Origin of the sequence: Nostoc sp. C117 (assembly GCF_043099735.1) — a bacterium.
Lineage (GTDB): Bacteria > Cyanobacteriota > Cyanobacteriia > Cyanobacteriales > Nostocaceae > Nostoc.
The window spans coordinates 1,655,628-1,671,612 of sequence record NZ_CP170991.1 but is presented as its reverse complement, the minus strand read 5'-3'; the positions used below and the strand labels follow the sequence as shown (position 1 = coordinate 1,671,612).

At 39.8% G+C, this 15,985-nt stretch carries 10 protein-coding genes; 3 read left to right on the top strand and 7 right to left on the bottom strand.

Annotated features, from left to right (window positions below; genetic code table 11):
• Nucleotides 1-518 precede the first annotated feature (518 nt).
• A complete protein-coding gene (locus tag ACFG4S_RS08095; protein WP_392534305.1) occupies nucleotides 519-2,384 on the top strand; it encodes a hypothetical protein in 1,866 nt (621 codons plus the stop codon).
• A gap of 214 nt (nucleotides 2,385-2,598) precedes the next feature.
• On the opposite strand, the gene ACFG4S_RS08090 is transcribed toward ACFG4S_RS08095, so the two are convergent.
• Both ACFG4S_RS08090 and ACFG4S_RS08085 read right to left on the bottom strand, forming a co-directional pair.
• Complete coding sequence (locus tag ACFG4S_RS08090; protein ID WP_392534304.1) at nucleotides 2,599-3,207, bottom strand: hypothetical protein; 609 nt, start codon at nucleotides 3,205-3,207, stop codon at nucleotides 2,599-2,601.
• Between the two features lie 146 nt (nucleotides 3,208-3,353).
• Nucleotides 3,354-4,130 carry an ABC transporter permease gene (locus ACFG4S_RS08085; protein ID WP_392534303.1) on the bottom strand — a complete coding sequence of 259 codons (777 nt, stop codon included), beginning with the start codon at nucleotides 4,128-4,130 and terminating at the stop codon, nucleotides 3,354-3,356.
• Between the two features lie 322 nt (nucleotides 4,131-4,452).
• Here ACFG4S_RS08085 and ACFG4S_RS08080 point away from each other — a divergent pair, with 322 nt between their 5' ends.
• Nucleotides 4,453-5,601 (top strand): DegT/DnrJ/EryC1/StrS family aminotransferase, encoded by a 1,149-nt coding sequence (locus tag ACFG4S_RS08080; protein ID WP_392534302.1) that lies wholly within the window; start codon nucleotides 4,453-4,455, stop codon nucleotides 5,599-5,601.
• 109 nt (nucleotides 5,602-5,710) lie between these two features.
• Here ACFG4S_RS08080 and ACFG4S_RS08075 read toward each other — a convergent pair whose 3' ends face one another.
• The 4 genes from ACFG4S_RS08075 to ACFG4S_RS08060 form a co-directional block, all read right to left on the bottom strand.
• Nucleotides 5,711-6,457: a DUF561 domain-containing protein gene (locus ACFG4S_RS08075; RefSeq protein WP_392534301.1), complete on the bottom strand. Its 747-nt coding sequence runs from the start codon at nucleotides 6,455-6,457 to the stop codon at nucleotides 5,711-5,713.
• 248 nt (nucleotides 6,458-6,705) lie between these two features.
• Complete coding sequence (locus ACFG4S_RS08070; protein ID WP_392534300.1) at nucleotides 6,706-8,874, bottom strand: ATP-binding protein; 2,169 nt, start codon at nucleotides 8,872-8,874, stop codon at nucleotides 6,706-6,708.
• Between the two features lie 134 nt (nucleotides 8,875-9,008).
• Nucleotides 9,009-9,929 carry a histone deacetylase gene (locus ACFG4S_RS08065; protein WP_392535936.1) on the bottom strand — a complete coding sequence of 307 codons (921 nt, stop codon included), beginning with the start codon at nucleotides 9,927-9,929 and terminating at the stop codon, nucleotides 9,009-9,011.
• A 163-nt stretch (nucleotides 9,930-10,092) separates the two neighbouring features.
• The gene (locus ACFG4S_RS08060; RefSeq protein WP_392534299.1) at nucleotides 10,093-10,245 is read right to left on the bottom strand and encodes a hypothetical protein; all 153 of its coding nucleotides are present in this window, start codon (nucleotides 10,243-10,245) and stop codon (nucleotides 10,093-10,095) included.
• Nucleotides 10,246-10,812: 567 nt separating this feature from the next.
• Here ACFG4S_RS08060 and ACFG4S_RS08055 point away from each other — a divergent pair.
• A complete protein-coding gene (locus ACFG4S_RS08055; RefSeq protein WP_392534298.1) occupies nucleotides 10,813-11,961 on the top strand; it encodes a histidine decarboxylase in 1,149 nt (382 codons plus the stop codon).
• Nucleotides 11,962-12,032: 71 nt separating this feature from the next.
• Here ACFG4S_RS08055 and ACFG4S_RS08050 read toward each other — a convergent pair whose 3' ends face one another.
• Complete coding sequence (locus tag ACFG4S_RS08050) at nucleotides 12,033-15,419, bottom strand: amino acid permease (protein ID WP_392534297.1); 3,387 nt, start codon at nucleotides 15,417-15,419, stop codon at nucleotides 12,033-12,035.
• Nucleotides 15,420-15,985 lie beyond the last annotated feature (566 nt).

The window sequence follows — 15,985 nt, the reverse complement described above, 5'->3', positions numbered from 1 at the left end:
CGTATTAATTTTATCGAATTCAGTAAATGGGGCAAATTAATTTCTTTAGCCACAAGACCTAATTAATCTCCTCAGTAGACTTTCCAGCATAGAAGATAACTAGTATTTCTGTCAAAAACCTCTGACACTACAGCCTCTCCCTAACCTTTGGATAATTTTGTCACAATTGCTCTACAACTACAATTTTGCCCAGTAGTAGCTTCTGTAAGTTTTATTATCAAGAAATAGTACAGTGAAAATACTCAAATGTTTTATTATTCCCATTTTTTATTTGAAATTTATACCTGAGGATAGATTATATAATTTTTCATCTAGTAGGGTGAAAATGTAGCGACGCTAACAATCAATACTATTTTAAGTTTTTGTTAAAAGTCAGAATTTGTGTTAGAAAGTTGTTCGATCAGATTTTCAGGCTGTGGTTGGTTAAACTATCTATCTTTATTCCAACAAACCCCAAAAGTTCATTTGATCTCCTTAAACATAATCAAAACAATATAGAAGTTGAGCAGGAAAGCTCTATGAAAGTAGCAGTCCAGCAGGAAGATTTACAGCTTTTAGCCAAAACTTTGCAGGAACAATTGCTTGTAGAAGTCCCATCGGCTGGACTCTTTCAAGTTAAGTGCGCCGTCAATAAAGACGAGCTAATGATTTTAACCCAACACCCATCAGGTGTAACTGTTGATGCTCAGGTCATCTTTGCAGTAATTGAGGACTTACTTCAGTCCTTAACACCTGACAGAGAGCAACGAGTGCAATGTTTTCTCAGAGTTTTTGGCGAACAACTTCCTTATGCCAAATCTTTTCTAGCTCTTAAGCAGAGAGCGGGATTGGAAAACAAAGAGATGGGAATCTGGGGATCTGGGGATCTGGGTGAAGAGGAGGCGGGGCGGGAACGCAGGGACACGGGGATACAGGGACGCGGGGATGCTAGGGTACAGCAACAGGGGGATGCAGGAACAGGAGAATACGGAGACACGGACAATTCTTTCTCCGCGTCCTCTTCATCCCTGACCTATTCTCTCTCAGTGGATGAAAGTGAAGATGAGGAAGCATTTGATCCATTTGCAGATCCGCCGAATTTGTCGGCTTCCAAGTCAGGATGGCAAATCAAACCTATCTTCATAGGTGTAGCCTTGGTGGGAATTGTCGTTTTAGGTATTGGGGGTTATTTACTGACTCGCCCTTGTGTGATGTCTGAGTGTAAAGAAATACAAGTTGCTGAGCAATTAAAAACAGAATCACCGCAATTGATGCGCCGCGCCAAGTCTGAAAAAGAATTAGTAGCAGTGCAGCAGGAACTTGGGGAGGCTAGCGCAGCTTTGGACATAATTCCGAGTTGGTCACCCCGTTACCAGATGTCGGAAGAACTAAAAGCAAATTTGTCTGGGCGGTCAGAAAAAATTAACCAGGTAGTTAAGGCTTTGCAGACGGCCTCTTTAGCGGCACAAAAAATTCAAACTCCTGCACGTAGCCTAGAAGAAATACAAGCTAGACAAAACTTATGGCGACAGGCGATCGCCCCACTAGAGGCCATAACCCCCAATAGTGAACTCTATGCCCTAGTACAAGCGAAATTATTTAGCTATCGTATCAGTCTGCACGCTGTCAATCAGCAGATCTTGATTGAAGAAAAATGGCTAAAAAAAATCACAGCAGCGAAAGCTGTAGCTAATATAACCGAGAACCGACAAGCTACTGCTAAATCTTTGAAGGACTGGCAAAAGGTGCAGTCTAATTGGCAGATAGTCATTAATGCCTTGAGGGTGATTCCTCAAACTAGCCCTGGATATGAAGAAGCCCAAAAGCTATTGGTAGATTATAAACCTAAGTTAGTAGCAGCACGCGATCGCGCAACTAAAGAACAATTAGCTGCTAGAACCTACCAACAAGCCGTTACTACCGCCAATCAAGCCAAAGTATATCAGCAACAAAACCAATGGCAAGCAGCAGCGACATACTGGAATCAGGCTTTGGAAACTGTTAAAAAAGTTTCCCAAGATAGTTTGTATTATACTCAGGCTCAATCTCTCATTGAACCCTACTCAACAGCCCTCAAACAAGCACAAGATAAACTCCAACTTGTTAGTAGTTTACAACAAACCCGCACTGACTTAGATAAAACCTGTATTAATGGAATTCGGATTTGCACTTTTAGCATCGATAACACAGGAATTCTTGTCCGATTAACTCCTGAGTATGACCAATTAAGACAAAATAGTTCAGCTAATCCTAATTCTCAGAACTCGGATACTACTGTTGAACTTACTAATCACTTGCAAATCCTACAGGAAGCCCTAGCTGTAATTAGTGACAATGCTAACCTGTCTCTTTTCCTTTATGATTCACAAAGTCAAGTAATTTATACCCGGACTTTGGGAGGGTAGAAAAGTTAGAAGTGAGGAGTTTGTAATCTCATCAGTAGAGCGTACTTTGCATTGTGAGATGTGCTATGGGACGATATCAACTGAGTTTATGAATACTCACTTCTACTGCTAATGAACCCAACCCTTATGCACTATAGGAATTGAATTTGATTTCTGAAATTACTTGCTTATCAAGGAAACAGAGCATTTTTAATAATCTGACATAAAAAGATTATTATTTTTGTATTTTTAATTCGCATTGCTGAAAAATATAATTTACCGCAGCAAATAACTTATCTAAATCTTGAATTACATACACATTTTTATTTCGAGTAAACACATCAGCAATCAACTTTCCAAACTGCCATATTTTCCCGTTAGAAACAATCCCAAAAATATCGTTGGCAAAATCATCATTAATTCGCTGCACTGCAATCATTTCAGCTAAACACTGACCCCAACCTTCTTCAAATTTGTCCTGTTTAGCTTCAACCGTTAAAAAATAAGGTTTATCAAAAACAATTGTACCCAGAGGGTTTCGCTGTGTCACCGTATAATCTGGAACCCACGATAAATCTTCATCGTAAGCTAATGTTTCATGACTCCAAAGTGTTAATTTACTTCGGTAAGTTTTCCATACTTCTTTCAATACTGGATAAATGAGATTTTCACAGATAGCATCTTCAGAATTATCAATAACGCCATCTGTAAATAGCAAATCTAATTCTTCTTTAAAAGACTGTTTAACACCAAAATCTACTTCAGACATAAAATTAGACTGTACATACTTTACTTGAAATTTTTTAAGGACTGCGCTAATACTTTTATAATTACTAAATGCCATTTAGACTTACTTTTTATCAAAAACACTGTCACTGTCTAAATAGAAGTAATATGCCGAAAATATTTTTATTACTCCCATTATTACGCTAGCATCATTCTTTCAATTTTATAGTATGATGAAATACTCTTGAATATAGATTAACTGCTTCACCTCACCAACTGGGCGGCAGAATTAAAAAATTGACGACACAACCCCTTAGTGACTAAAACTGTTGTCAACAAGTTAGCAAAAGCAACCATGAACATAATTAAAATTTCGTAGGATACTGCATCTAAAGGTTTCACACCAGCTAGTAACTGTCCTGTGGTCATTCCTGGTATTGCTACCATACCTATCAGTATCATTTGATTGAGAGTCGGGAGCAATGCAGCTCTGATGGCGTCTTTGCGGTACTGGCTAACTGTTTGCTCTGGGGTTGCGCCTAAGCTCAAGTGGGTTTCGATTTCCAGATGACTGGAATTAATGGTGCTGACAAGCCTTTCACCGGCGATCGCCGCTGCGTTCATCGCATTACCTAAAACTATTCCTGCTAAGGGAATCATATACTGTGGTTCATACCATCTGTTTGGTTGAACGATCAAGAAGTTGGTATAAAGCAGTGTCAAAGCGGTACTGATGAAAATTGCACCCCACACCAAAGGGAATACATAAGGAATTTTTGGAGTAATGCGATTTCGTGCGACAATCGCCGTAATCGTCAGCATAATTGCTAATATCGCCAAAACTGCCCAAGCATTGTCCAAAGCAAAAATGAAATCTAAGATGTATCCCAATACAAGTAGTTGTAAGATGGTTCTTCCAGTAGCAAGGGCTAAGTTCAACTCTAGTCCTAATTTTTCCCAGGCAGATACACCAATGGCGATCGCCATTAATCCTACAGCAATAGCTAAATCCACGAAATCTAGCTTGATTAGATCCTGCACGGGTTGTCTATCTCCTGGTATTTTATTCTCAAAGCAACGCCCACATATGGAACTTTGATTCGATGTCTTGGCTCTTGGTTGATATATATCACCTTTATCAATTCAAAATTCAAAATGGTACAACCTTAATGGCAAACACTTAGTAAGAGTACTATCTGTAAATTAAATATGCAGTAGTTGATAACACCACAATTTCAGCAAAAACCCTAATAGATGCGTAACTTGGGCGATAGTCTTTTAATAGTTCTTTGATTAACAATTCAATCAGCAAAAATTGACTGTCGAAGTGCATCCTTTGTATCTTCCGATAAAATGAGAACTTATGATCCAAAGCGTAAATCCTATCCCTGCTTTTGATATCAAGCAGCAATACAGCACCATCGAAGCAGAAGTCAGTGCAGCCGTCTTAGAAGTTCTGGCTTCTGGTCGTTATATCGGTGGCCCTTTAGTCCAAAGCTTTGAGCAACAGTTTGCTGCCTATCATGGTGTTAGTGAATGTATAGCTTGTAATTCTGGTACTGATGCGCTCTACTTAGCTCTACGAGCCTTGGAAATTGGTACAGGCGATGAAGTGATTACAACGCCTTTCACCTTTATCGCCACTGCTGAAGTGATTAGCGCCGTGGGTGCAAAGCCTGTTTTCGTTGATATTGATGCCAGTACGTTTAATTTAGATGTAGAGCAATTGGCGGCCGCGATTACACCAAAAACCAAAGCAATTATCCCGGTTCACCTATTTGGGCAACCTGTGGATATGACATCATTGATTGCGATCGCTCAATCTCACAATTTATCAGTAATTGAAGATTGCGCTCAGTCTACAGGCGCAACTTGGGCCGAGCAAAAAGTCGGAAGCATTGGACATATTGGTTGCTTTAGTTTCTACCCTACCAAAAATCTTGGCGGTTGTGGCGATGGCGGGGCAATAACGACTAACGATCCAGCGATCGCAGACAAACTGCGAGTCCTCCGAGATCATGGCAGTAAAATTCGATATTTGCACGAAGAAATAGGTGTAAATAGCCGCTTGGATGCTCTACAAGCGGCTATTTTGCAAATTAAGCTGCGTTATTTAGATATTTGGAACGATCGGCGGCGAAATATTGCCAATTATTACTATCAGTACCTATGTCAAATTCCGGCCATCGTCCCGCCTCAAGAATTACCTGGGGGTATTGGGGTATGGAATCAATACACTATTCGCATCTCAGGGGAAGAGCGAAATGGTTCTAGCGCCAAATATCGAGACTGGGTACGTACTCAATTGCAAGAGCAAGGCGTGAGTTCAATGATTTATTACCCGTACCCTTTACATTTGCAGCCAGTTTATCAAAATCTGGGCTATCAAGTTGGCGACTTTCCACTGGCAGAGCAAGCTTGCCATGAAGTCATATCATTACCTATGTTCCCAGAACTAACAGAACAACAGCAAGACCAAGTGATTTATGCGCTAAAGGATTGTTTGGGATAAGGGGAGTGGAGGCGGAGGGGTGGAGGGGCAAAGGAGCAGAGGAGCGGAGGGGGAGAGAGGATAGTTAAACTAAGTCTTTCCCCTTGTCCCCTTACCCATGCCCAATGCCCTACTTCTGAGTCAAGACTCTTCCAGTTGCTAAGGCTTCTACTAAGGCACGGACAGCGGCAATCATTGCTACTTCGCTGTTGAGTTGGTTAATGGCAGAACCAACACCAACACCAGCAGCACCAGCAGCGATCGCTAATGGTGCAGTCACGCTAGAAATACCTGAAGCACACAATACGGGTACTGACACTGCACGGGAAATCTCAAAAGCTGCTGCTAAGGTGGGGGCAGCTTTTTCAATTAATCCTAGAGTTCCAGGGTGAGTTGGGTTACTGCTAGTACCGCCTTCGGTTTGGATAATGTCCGCACCAGCTTTCACCAGTTCTTCTGCTAGTTGTACCTGTCGATCTAGTTCCAGGATGTGAGGAACGGTGACAGATAGGGTGATTTCGGGGAGGAGAGCCCGGGTTTGCTTAGTCAGCGCTAGCACTTCAACAGCCTCAAAGCGACGCCCTTGAGCATAGAATGAATCGAAATTGCCGATTTCAATTAAATCAGCACCAGCTGCTACAGCTTGGAGAAATTTCTCTGGTTCTACTGCTGACACACAAATTGGTAATTTTGTCAAACTCTTCGCTAGCTGAACTAAGGCGGGATCGGCAGCGATATCGACAAAAGTAGCACCGCCAAATTCGGCAGCTTTGACCGTAGCTGTAACGCTAGCAGCGTCGAAGTTATTCAACCCGCTGATTACTTTGAGAACGCGACGGTTAGTAAACGCACCTTGGAGTGTGGAATGCATGGTCATAGTTCGGTTTTTCTTTTGAAGCTAGGAAAATTAGGTATATTCTACCGTCCCTCAGTTGATAGAGAGTCTAAATTACTGTCGAAGTTGCCAAATCTTGATACTTTGCTGGCCAAGTGAACTCAGAGCGATCGCCTAAGGGAACTCCAAGAAATAAAACAACTGCTTGAAGTTGCTGACTGTTGACGACAATCAAGAGTGTTTATATACTTTAGACGCGCATCAGCTTAAATATCTAAAAAACTTAATTTCTACTCACTGAGATTTTTCCAAGGAAGTTTGACTGTAAATCTACTGCCTTTGCCTAATTGACTTTCAGCATGGACACTACCACCGTGCAACTCGACAATTCTTTGCACCATTAATAATCCTAGACCTGTGTTTGCAGAACGACGATTGTATGAACTTTCATCCGGTATTAAAGGTTGAAATAATTTGAAAAGGTCATCAGAAGGAATACCGATACCAGTATCTATGACGCTGAAAAAGATATATTCGTTTGTGGAATTTGGTTGCACTTCAATCCAGACTTTACCTGCATGTGGTGTAAACTTGATGGCGTTGGTTAACAAATTGATGAAGACTTGGCGAATCCGGACTTCATCGACTTGGATGGGTGCAAGTTCTAACGGTACTTGTAAACTCATCTGGATATTTTTTTGCAATGCCAGATGTTTTACAAAACTGAGGCTAGAGTCACATAATTCCTGAACCGAAGTGGAAGTGAGTTGCAATTCCATCTTCCTAGATTCAATCTCGGCTAAGTCGAGGATATTGTTGATTAATTCCAATAAATTCTTACCGCTGTCTTCCAGATTATTTAGGGATTGCCGCTGTTCTTGGTTTAAAAGGTCGTACACTTCATTTCGGAGTGTTTTGGCGATCGCCAGCATCGAGTTTACAGGAGTCTTAAATTTATGACTCATGTTAGCTATGAAGGTGCTTTTGGCACGATTTGCAACTTCAGCAGCTTCTTTAGTCTCACGTAGGGCGGATTCTGCTTTTTGCTCGCTATTGATGCGTTCTTGGATTTCTTGCTCTAATTTTTGAGTTTGCTGGTTAATTTGCAGTTCTAAGTCTTGATTTTTACTAGTTAATGTGGTGAAAGCTTCGCCTAATTGTTGTACCATTTCGTTGAAAGATCCAGCCAAGATTTCCAGTTCATTAATGCCTTGCACTTTTACCACTGAATCTTCTGCATTGCTGAAATCGGCTGAAGTTACTCGTTTACCGAAATCTTTTACCGCCGTACTTAAGTCCAACATTGGTTGAGTTATCCAACGGGCGATGAGAATTCCCAGTACAGTCGCTACTCCCAAGGCTAGCAGACAGAGAAAAATTGTCGCTTGAGTGTTGCGTTCTATCCCCCCCATAAAGTCTGCTTCTGGGACAGCTACGACAATCAGCCATTTGAGATTTACTTCGTTCTTTAAAGGTCTAACCTCTAAAAATTGACGTCTACCCTCAAAGTCAAAATCTAATTGCTGTAAACTTTTAATCTGGTTAAAGTTATTAAACTTAGTTGTTAAATATTTGGCGATCGCTTGAGTCAAAGCATTACGGCTTTCGGAAGCTGACAACGCCATCGGTTTACCATTTTTTAAGCCCAAAGGTGCTTCAGTTGTCGAACTAGCTAGCAAAAGTCCAGATTCGTCAAGGATCAAAATTTGCCCAGACTTGCCAACTTTGATATTTTGCAGCAAATCCCCAATTTGTGAGAGGTGAATTTGGCTGCTGTTGACTCCGAGTAACTGACCTTGTGAGTTATATATAGGTTGAGATGCACCGATGAGAAGTGTTGATTCGGTCAGTGGTGTAAAAATCTTACTAAAGCTGAATTTTTTGGCGGTGACTGCGGTTTGATAATCAGGAAGCGATCGCGGATCGTAGTTTTTAATCGCCTCTAGCTGTTGGGTACGTTGACCTTGACGATCGATTTTGTAGGTATAAAGGTCATAATCGGTTGATTTTCCGGCTTTTCTCAACAAAAACTCATCATTATTGAGTTTTTCTACTGCCAAGTATTCTTGCTGTTCATTGCTAACTGTAAGTCTGATACCTGACTGCGGCTGCACCAACGCATCTGGAAAAATCTTTAACTGGTCTATGAGGTATGACTCCCAAGTTGTCAGATTCTCCATCTTCAGCAACCCCATATCAACAAGATTTTGATTGCTGCGTAGTATCTGACGCGGAATGAACAAATAACTCTGCAAATTTTGCTCTATTCGATTGGCGACTTCATGACGCAATTCGCTAGCTACATCATTGACCGCCTTTTGCCCGCTACGAATTGAGAAGAACGCGGTTAATAACACAGCTAGGCAGATTTGCAGGAGAAACACCACTACGAGGATGCGCCTTAGAGGTACGCCTTTAACTAGGGAATAAAGCCCATATTGTCCAAGATCTTGGGGCATTTGCCTGCTATTGCTGCTTTTCCCAGGCCAATCCATAGTTTACACCCGGTCAGGTCAAGTGCAAATATACCACTTCTATTCAAAGAAGAAAAAGTTTTAACGGTTCAAAATTAAAGACATTTTGCTAACCCTGTTTAAAGTAAACAACGTTCAATCGTCGCTAAAACCGATTGAGAAAGTGAATCAAAATCGTAGCCACCTTCCAAGCCAAAGAGGATTTTACGAGTTAGCCCTAGACAATAATCAGTAAATAAACCATAGTCTGCCGCTTGCAAATTGATACTTGCTAAAGGATCTGCCGCATTGGCATCATAACCAGCACTGACAATCAGTAAATCCGGCTGAAAGTTAGCTAAAAAGGGTACTACCTGTTTTTCAAACAACGGCTGATAGACTGCAAGATCGCTACCGGGAGGTACGGGTAAATTCAACACATTATTGTGAAAGCCACGTTCTGTTGTTCTTCCGGTACCGGGATAACATGGATATTGGTGTAGGGAACAATAGACAATTTGTGGGTGAGTTTCGACAATGGACTGAGTACCATTACCATGATGCACATCCCAATCGAGGATGGCGACGCGGTTAATTCCAGGTTGTTCTAGAGCAAAAAAAGCCGCGATCGCTGCGTTAGAAAATAGGCAAAAGCCCATACCCGCGTCACTTTCTGCATGGTGTCCGGGTGGACGTGCCAGTACAAAAGCTGGATTACCCGACCCTAACACAGCCTCAACTCCATCTAACCAAGCACTCACCGCCAATAATGCCACATCATAACTGCGCGGTGAAACTGGTGTATCTCCATCTAAAGGACCACCGCCACTAGAGGCGATTTCCCAAAGTTTTTTGATGTAAGCTGGGCTATGAGCTTTAACCAACAAAGGCATCAACGATGGCTGTTCTGTCGCTGGTGTAGGCAATCGCCATGCAATTTTATCGGCAAATGTAGCTGTTTTTAGAGCATTAGCGATCGCTGTCAACCTTTCTGGCTTTTCCGGATGGTATTTTCCAGTCTTGTGATCTAAAAATTCGTCGGAATAGATGACTGGTAGCATAAGGCGAAAAAGAGTACCAACACTGAATGCCATTGTATCGTTACTACAGGAATTCAATTTGATTCCTGAATCGCTCCTAGAGAAAAGGTTAAATTACCGCGTCTCCGTGTCCCCACGTCCTCGTGTCCCCCCCAATCATCCTATTTGATTGCTATGGCGTGTGTTAGCGGTTCCGTACTCCTGCGGAAAGAGAAGCGTCTATGGTAGGATTTGTACCCTTGATAAAGCTACGTGTAGTCGCTACTTCTAGTTGTTCGGCATTTTTTAATAAGTGATTACCCAGACTTAGATATGATGCACAGATGCTGTGACGCATAGATGCACATATATTTTCATAAGTGATTATCCTGACTTAATATCAAGCTTCGTTGAATACTTACAGTGGTTTTTAATTGAATTGAATCTACTTGGAAAAATTAAATCTTTTTTCGGATATTACAGATGTCATACATGTTCGCTTAAGCTAAGATGCCGAAGTTAACCTCATTTTGTCTCTCCATTAACAAGATAAAAAAGATTTCAGTAACCCCCTTTTGAAACGAGGTAAAAGGTGAATTAAAAATCTCATCTGCATATTTTTAACTTCTAGAATATTTGTATAGCATGGCTTTTGAGTGAAGTTTATACGTATGACAGATGTATTGTTCTACAGACAATTCATATATTACAAAGCTTTTTAGCAATTGGATATTCACATATTTTTGATTTTCTCCACTTTTAAATGCTAAAATCTCAATGAAAAATAATTTGCGTAATTGCACTGAAGTAAACTTTCATATAAGCCCCCATTAGTCCTATTATTAAAAAATAGTAAAGATCCAGGTATTACATCTGTAAATTAGACTACAACTTCCTTTAATCAAAACTAAAGAGATATAAATATATGCTAGATAGAGTTACCAAAGAGTTGGAAAATTTTTTGCAGCTGATAGAACAGCGATCGCAGTTTCATGCAGGTTATCCATATAACCTAAGTTGTGATTACAGTGCGATCGCTAAATTATTCGGTTTTCTATTAAATAATGCTGGAGATCCATACGTGGAGCCAGATTTTGGCTTGCATTCTCGTAAATTTGAACAAGAAGTATTATCTTTTTTTGCTGAGCTTTATAAGATTCCCGAAAATGAATTTTGGGGTTATGTTACAGCTGGCGGAACTGAAGGTAATTTATATGGAATCTATTTAGGTAGAGAAATCTACCCAGATGGGATTCTTTACTCATCAGAAGATTCTCATTACTCAATTTCCAAAGCAGCCAGATTATTTCGCATCAAACATTCTGTTGTTGATTCGCAAATCAATGGCGAAATAAATTATGACCATTTTGAACAGCTAATTAGCAAAAATCACCATTCTCCAGCGATTATCAATTTAAATATTGGCACTACTGTTAAAGGGGCGATCGATAACTTAGATAAAGTTCTAGAAATTTTAGCTCGTAATGAGATAAAAGATTACTATATTCATTGTGATGCCGCACTTTCAGGATTAATATTACCCTTTCTAGATGTCGCCCCCCAAGTTAACTTTCAAAAACCCATAGATAGTATAGCTATTTCTGCTAAATTCATCGGTTCTCCATTGCCTTGCGGTGTAGTTTTAACTAAAAAGAAATGGGTAGAAAAAGTTGAAACCATAATTGAATATATTGGTTCCAAAGATACAACTATTCTGGGTTCAAGAAACGGTCACGCTCCCATAATTCTCTGGTATGCAATGCAAACAAGAGGTTATGCGGGATTAGCCAGAGAAGCAAAAACCTGTATTCGTAATGCCGAATATCTTTTCCAACAACTTGAATTAAGAGAATATCCATGTATGCTCAATAGTTTTTCTAATACTGTAGTACTTCAAAAACCTTCTCAAAGGTTAATTAAGAAGTGGCAATTAGCAAGTTTTGAAAATTGGGTACATATTATAGTTATGCAGAATATAGATAGAGAAAAAATCGATACGTTTATTCATGAACTTATCTTAGAAGAAGGGTTATTGAATAACGCAAAAGATTTCCAGCTACAGGCAGTAAGCTAAATTGTCATTAGTCATTGGGCATTGGTTATTAGTAAATACTAATTTGCTCTGGACAAATGACAAATGACAAGTTAGCTCTTTAAAAAGTTTTTAGAACAAAAGTTAGCGGCAAGTAGTATTTCTACTTCTGAACTTTCCACAGGTGGTAAGAAGAAATACCCTTGCCCATAATCACATTGTAATGCCTTGAGTTGTGCTAATTGCTCAATAGTTTCTATTCCTTCTGCTGTTACAGATATATTTAAATTATGAGCTAATGTGACGATCGCTCGCACAATTTCTAAATTTTCTCCTTGACTACCTATATTTCTGACAAAAGATCGGTCAATTTTCAGAGTTTTAATTGGTAGGCGGTGCAGATAATTCAAGGATGAATAGCCAGTCCCAAAATCATCCATGTGTAACTCGACATTCAGTGCAGTTAACTCGGAAAGCACCATAGTAGCTAATTCAAAATTATCCATCAACAAGCTTTCAGTAATCTCCAATTTCAAGCTGCATGGCTCCAATCCAGTTTCCTGCAAAATATGTTTAACCTCTTTGAAGATATCAGCTTGCGTAATCTGCTTACCAGAAAAATTGACGCTAATTGTCAAGCTAACTGAACTAGGAAATTGTTGATGCCATCTATGCATTTGTTGGCAAGCTTCATAAAGCACCCATTGCCCAATATTCAGAATCATTCCAGTTTCCTCTGCCAAGGGAATAAAATCTTGAGGGGAAATAATTCCTCGTTCTGGATGATACCAACGTATTAATGCTTCAAATCCAGTAATTTTCCCAGTTGTCAGTGAAACAATGGGTTGATAGTAAAGGCGAAATTCTTCTTGCTTGAGCAACAGTGCATGTCGCAGAGAGGTTTCTAACTCCAACAGCAAAGATGCACCCTCGTGCATTTTGGGATTAAAGACTTCATAACGTGCCTTCCCAAGTGCTTTAGCAGAGTACATTGCCACATCAGCATCCCGTATAATCTGCGCTGCTTGCTGATAATTATTATTACTCAAAGCGATCCCAATACTAGTATTAGTAAACACCCTGTGTTCATTCAATTTAAATGGTAAAGCTAGTACCTTTTTAATTCGTTCAGCTATCTGTATAGCGGTGTTGATATCATCTATTTCCTGAATTAAGATTGTGAACTCATCTCCCCCAAAACGCGCAACTATATCTCCCACTCGGACAACTGACTTGAGTCTATGAGAAATTGCAATCAAAAGTTGATTTCCTAGTAGATGTCCCAGGCTATCATTCACAATCTTAAAGCGATCTAGGTCTAAGAAAAGCACAGCAAATAGATAATTATTTTGTTGTTTAGTACGTTCTATTGCCTCCTGCACTCGCTCGATAAATAAAGTTTGATTAGGTAACCCAGTTAGCCCGTCATGAAGACTATTGTGTAGTAATTGTTCTTGTGCTTCTTGACGCTTGATAATGTCTTGCTGGAGTTGTTGATTAACTCGAATGAGTTCAATGGTGCGTTCTAGAACTAGTTGCTCAAGCTGAAAACGGTACTGGACTAATTCTTCCTCTGCTAGCTTACGTTTAGTGATGTCACGTACAATGACAACATACTCCCGTATTTGTGAATTAAACGATCGCGAAACAGTTGATTCAACAATTCGTAAACTTTTGTTAATTTTTAAAGTTTGCTCGCTTCTAATAGACCATTTATCCGGTTTACCGCGATAGCAGATTAATATTTGATTCAAGTTTTGCCCAACCAACTGCTGAACGCTTGTTTGAAATAATTCTTCAGCAGCTGCATTAGTTTGAGAAATTCTACCGTTTTCATCTAAAACTAAAACAGTATCTGGAACTGTATCAAGAGTAGTGATAAATAGGCTTTTTGCTTGCTTGCGTGCCTCATCAATAGCGACAATTTGTGGTAAAGTTGTCCAACAAGCGATCGCTACTCCTGCAAAAGAAAGCGTCACTAGCAAAATAGCTAATAGAGAATGATGGTTATCATTAGGGAATCTGTCTAATAAATCCCGGATTAGCCAACTGCTTGTAGCAGTAATGCAAATTAATGATACTAAAACAATCACCTGTAGTACAACAAAATCCGGGTTGTTTCTACTAAACTTTATGTCGTAACGCGGTCTCCACCATTTCGGGTGTAATGGCGCAAATCTTAAGCGACGTAGCCCTAGATCTCCTACAATCAAAATAATGGGTAATAATAATCCCACTAAAAACTCTCTCCAGTTCCAAGCTAAACCACCTACGATTAAAACTACTCCTTCTACAAAGAAAAAACTAAGTGACCACCAAGGCCATAGCACATACGGTTTACCACGACACAGCCATAAACCCAGATGTAGCCCCATAATCGACAATAGATAACACGTACCTGCTACCGTTACCAATTGAGATACATTTCCCAAATTTAGACAAAGCAAACTCAGGATAAAGGTAACTAAAATCGCCGGACAAAGGACACCTTGAGGGGAAACTACTGCAAATATCTCAGAAAGCTCCCCATCTAAGGCAAGTTGATATAATATTCGAGGAGAATTAGAAACTGCTGTCGCCGAGCTTAAAAGGCAGGATGCAGTAATTAGAAGTGTTACTAGAAAGAAGGCATGTTCACTCCAAAAAGGCGCAGAAGCTGCTAGCAGATTTAAAAAAGTATCATCACCTATTCTGGGATTTTGGCCTGAACACGCTAATATCCAAGAACTACCTAGAAATACTGGAGGAATTAGCCAAGCAGCTACAGTTAAGAACTTCAAGGTTTTATCTGGGTTCCTGCTATCAGCAACAAAAGAAGAGGTAGTTTCACAAGCAAAAATTGAATAGCTGGCGAGAAAAAACCACTTTGCCCATTCTCCAAAAGTCAAAGTAGGTGTGTTAGTTAGCACTAATTTAAAACTAGTCGTTGAGAAGGTTAACCATGTTATACCTTGAATGCAAAACAAAAACAGCAATAAAATTGCTGGGAAGACAAAAAATAAGTGCAACAGCGCCAAAGCACGGGTACCACTGAAGGCCACAATAAAAGGAATCGCTGTAAATATAACTTTTAAAAAAGTTTCTGGACAAGCAATACCTAATGTTTCAAAATTGACTTTAATGAGGTTTGTGAGAATAATTGCGTACAGTGCCGGTGCTGCTGCCCAGCTAAAAAAGTATCCTAAGGCTACGTAACGGCCTAAACCAGGAAAGTTTTTTAATAGCCTTGTGGTGTAGTTCGGTGTTCCTCCAGCGACATCTGACCAATGTCTACCTAGACTTTGTACCTGGAAATTAAGTAAAACAGAGATGATTGTGCCAAACAACCAAACTAAGATAGCTTTAGGTCCTAATGCTGCATGGATAATGGGAGCAGTACCAATCCACCCAACATGACCTGTCAACCCAAAGCCCCAGGTTTCGAGATAACTCAGAGTACGAGGTAGGCGCATTACCAAGCGCTGATTGTGGTCTGCTTGTACAGAATCTTTAGTAACCATTGTTTCTTCATTAGATTTACTGATTTTTTAACTCAACAACTGATTTTGCTGTTTATAAGCTACGTGTAATTGCTGAAAATTTTAAAAGAATAGCTTAATTATTACTACGTTTTATTCTTGCACATAATAAATGATCCGGAGAGTTACGCACTGAAAATTTGAAATGTCGATCTTCCTGAATAAACCTGCAAAAGCAGAACTGTTTTATTGAATAAAGTAGAGATTTTGGCAATATCATCAACACTATTCACATAGCAAGCCTATTTAATTTATTTGAAATCAATATGCTAAAATTCCCGATTTCTGAAAGAAATCGGGAATCTCGTTGTTTATGAATCAATATGCTTGGTGTTATACCATTTGACGAGATTTATTGATACAAATAAATCACTATTCTTGCTCCCCCTACCTCCTCTGCTTCCTCTGCTTCCTCTGCAAGAAGCTATATCAATCTTAAAGTGAAAGGGTATAACCCCTTTTAAAAATACTTGCTCCCTAACCCTCCTTAATAAGGAGGGTTAGGGAGCAAGTCTTAACTGAACTATATTGCTTGATGAAATATTAAG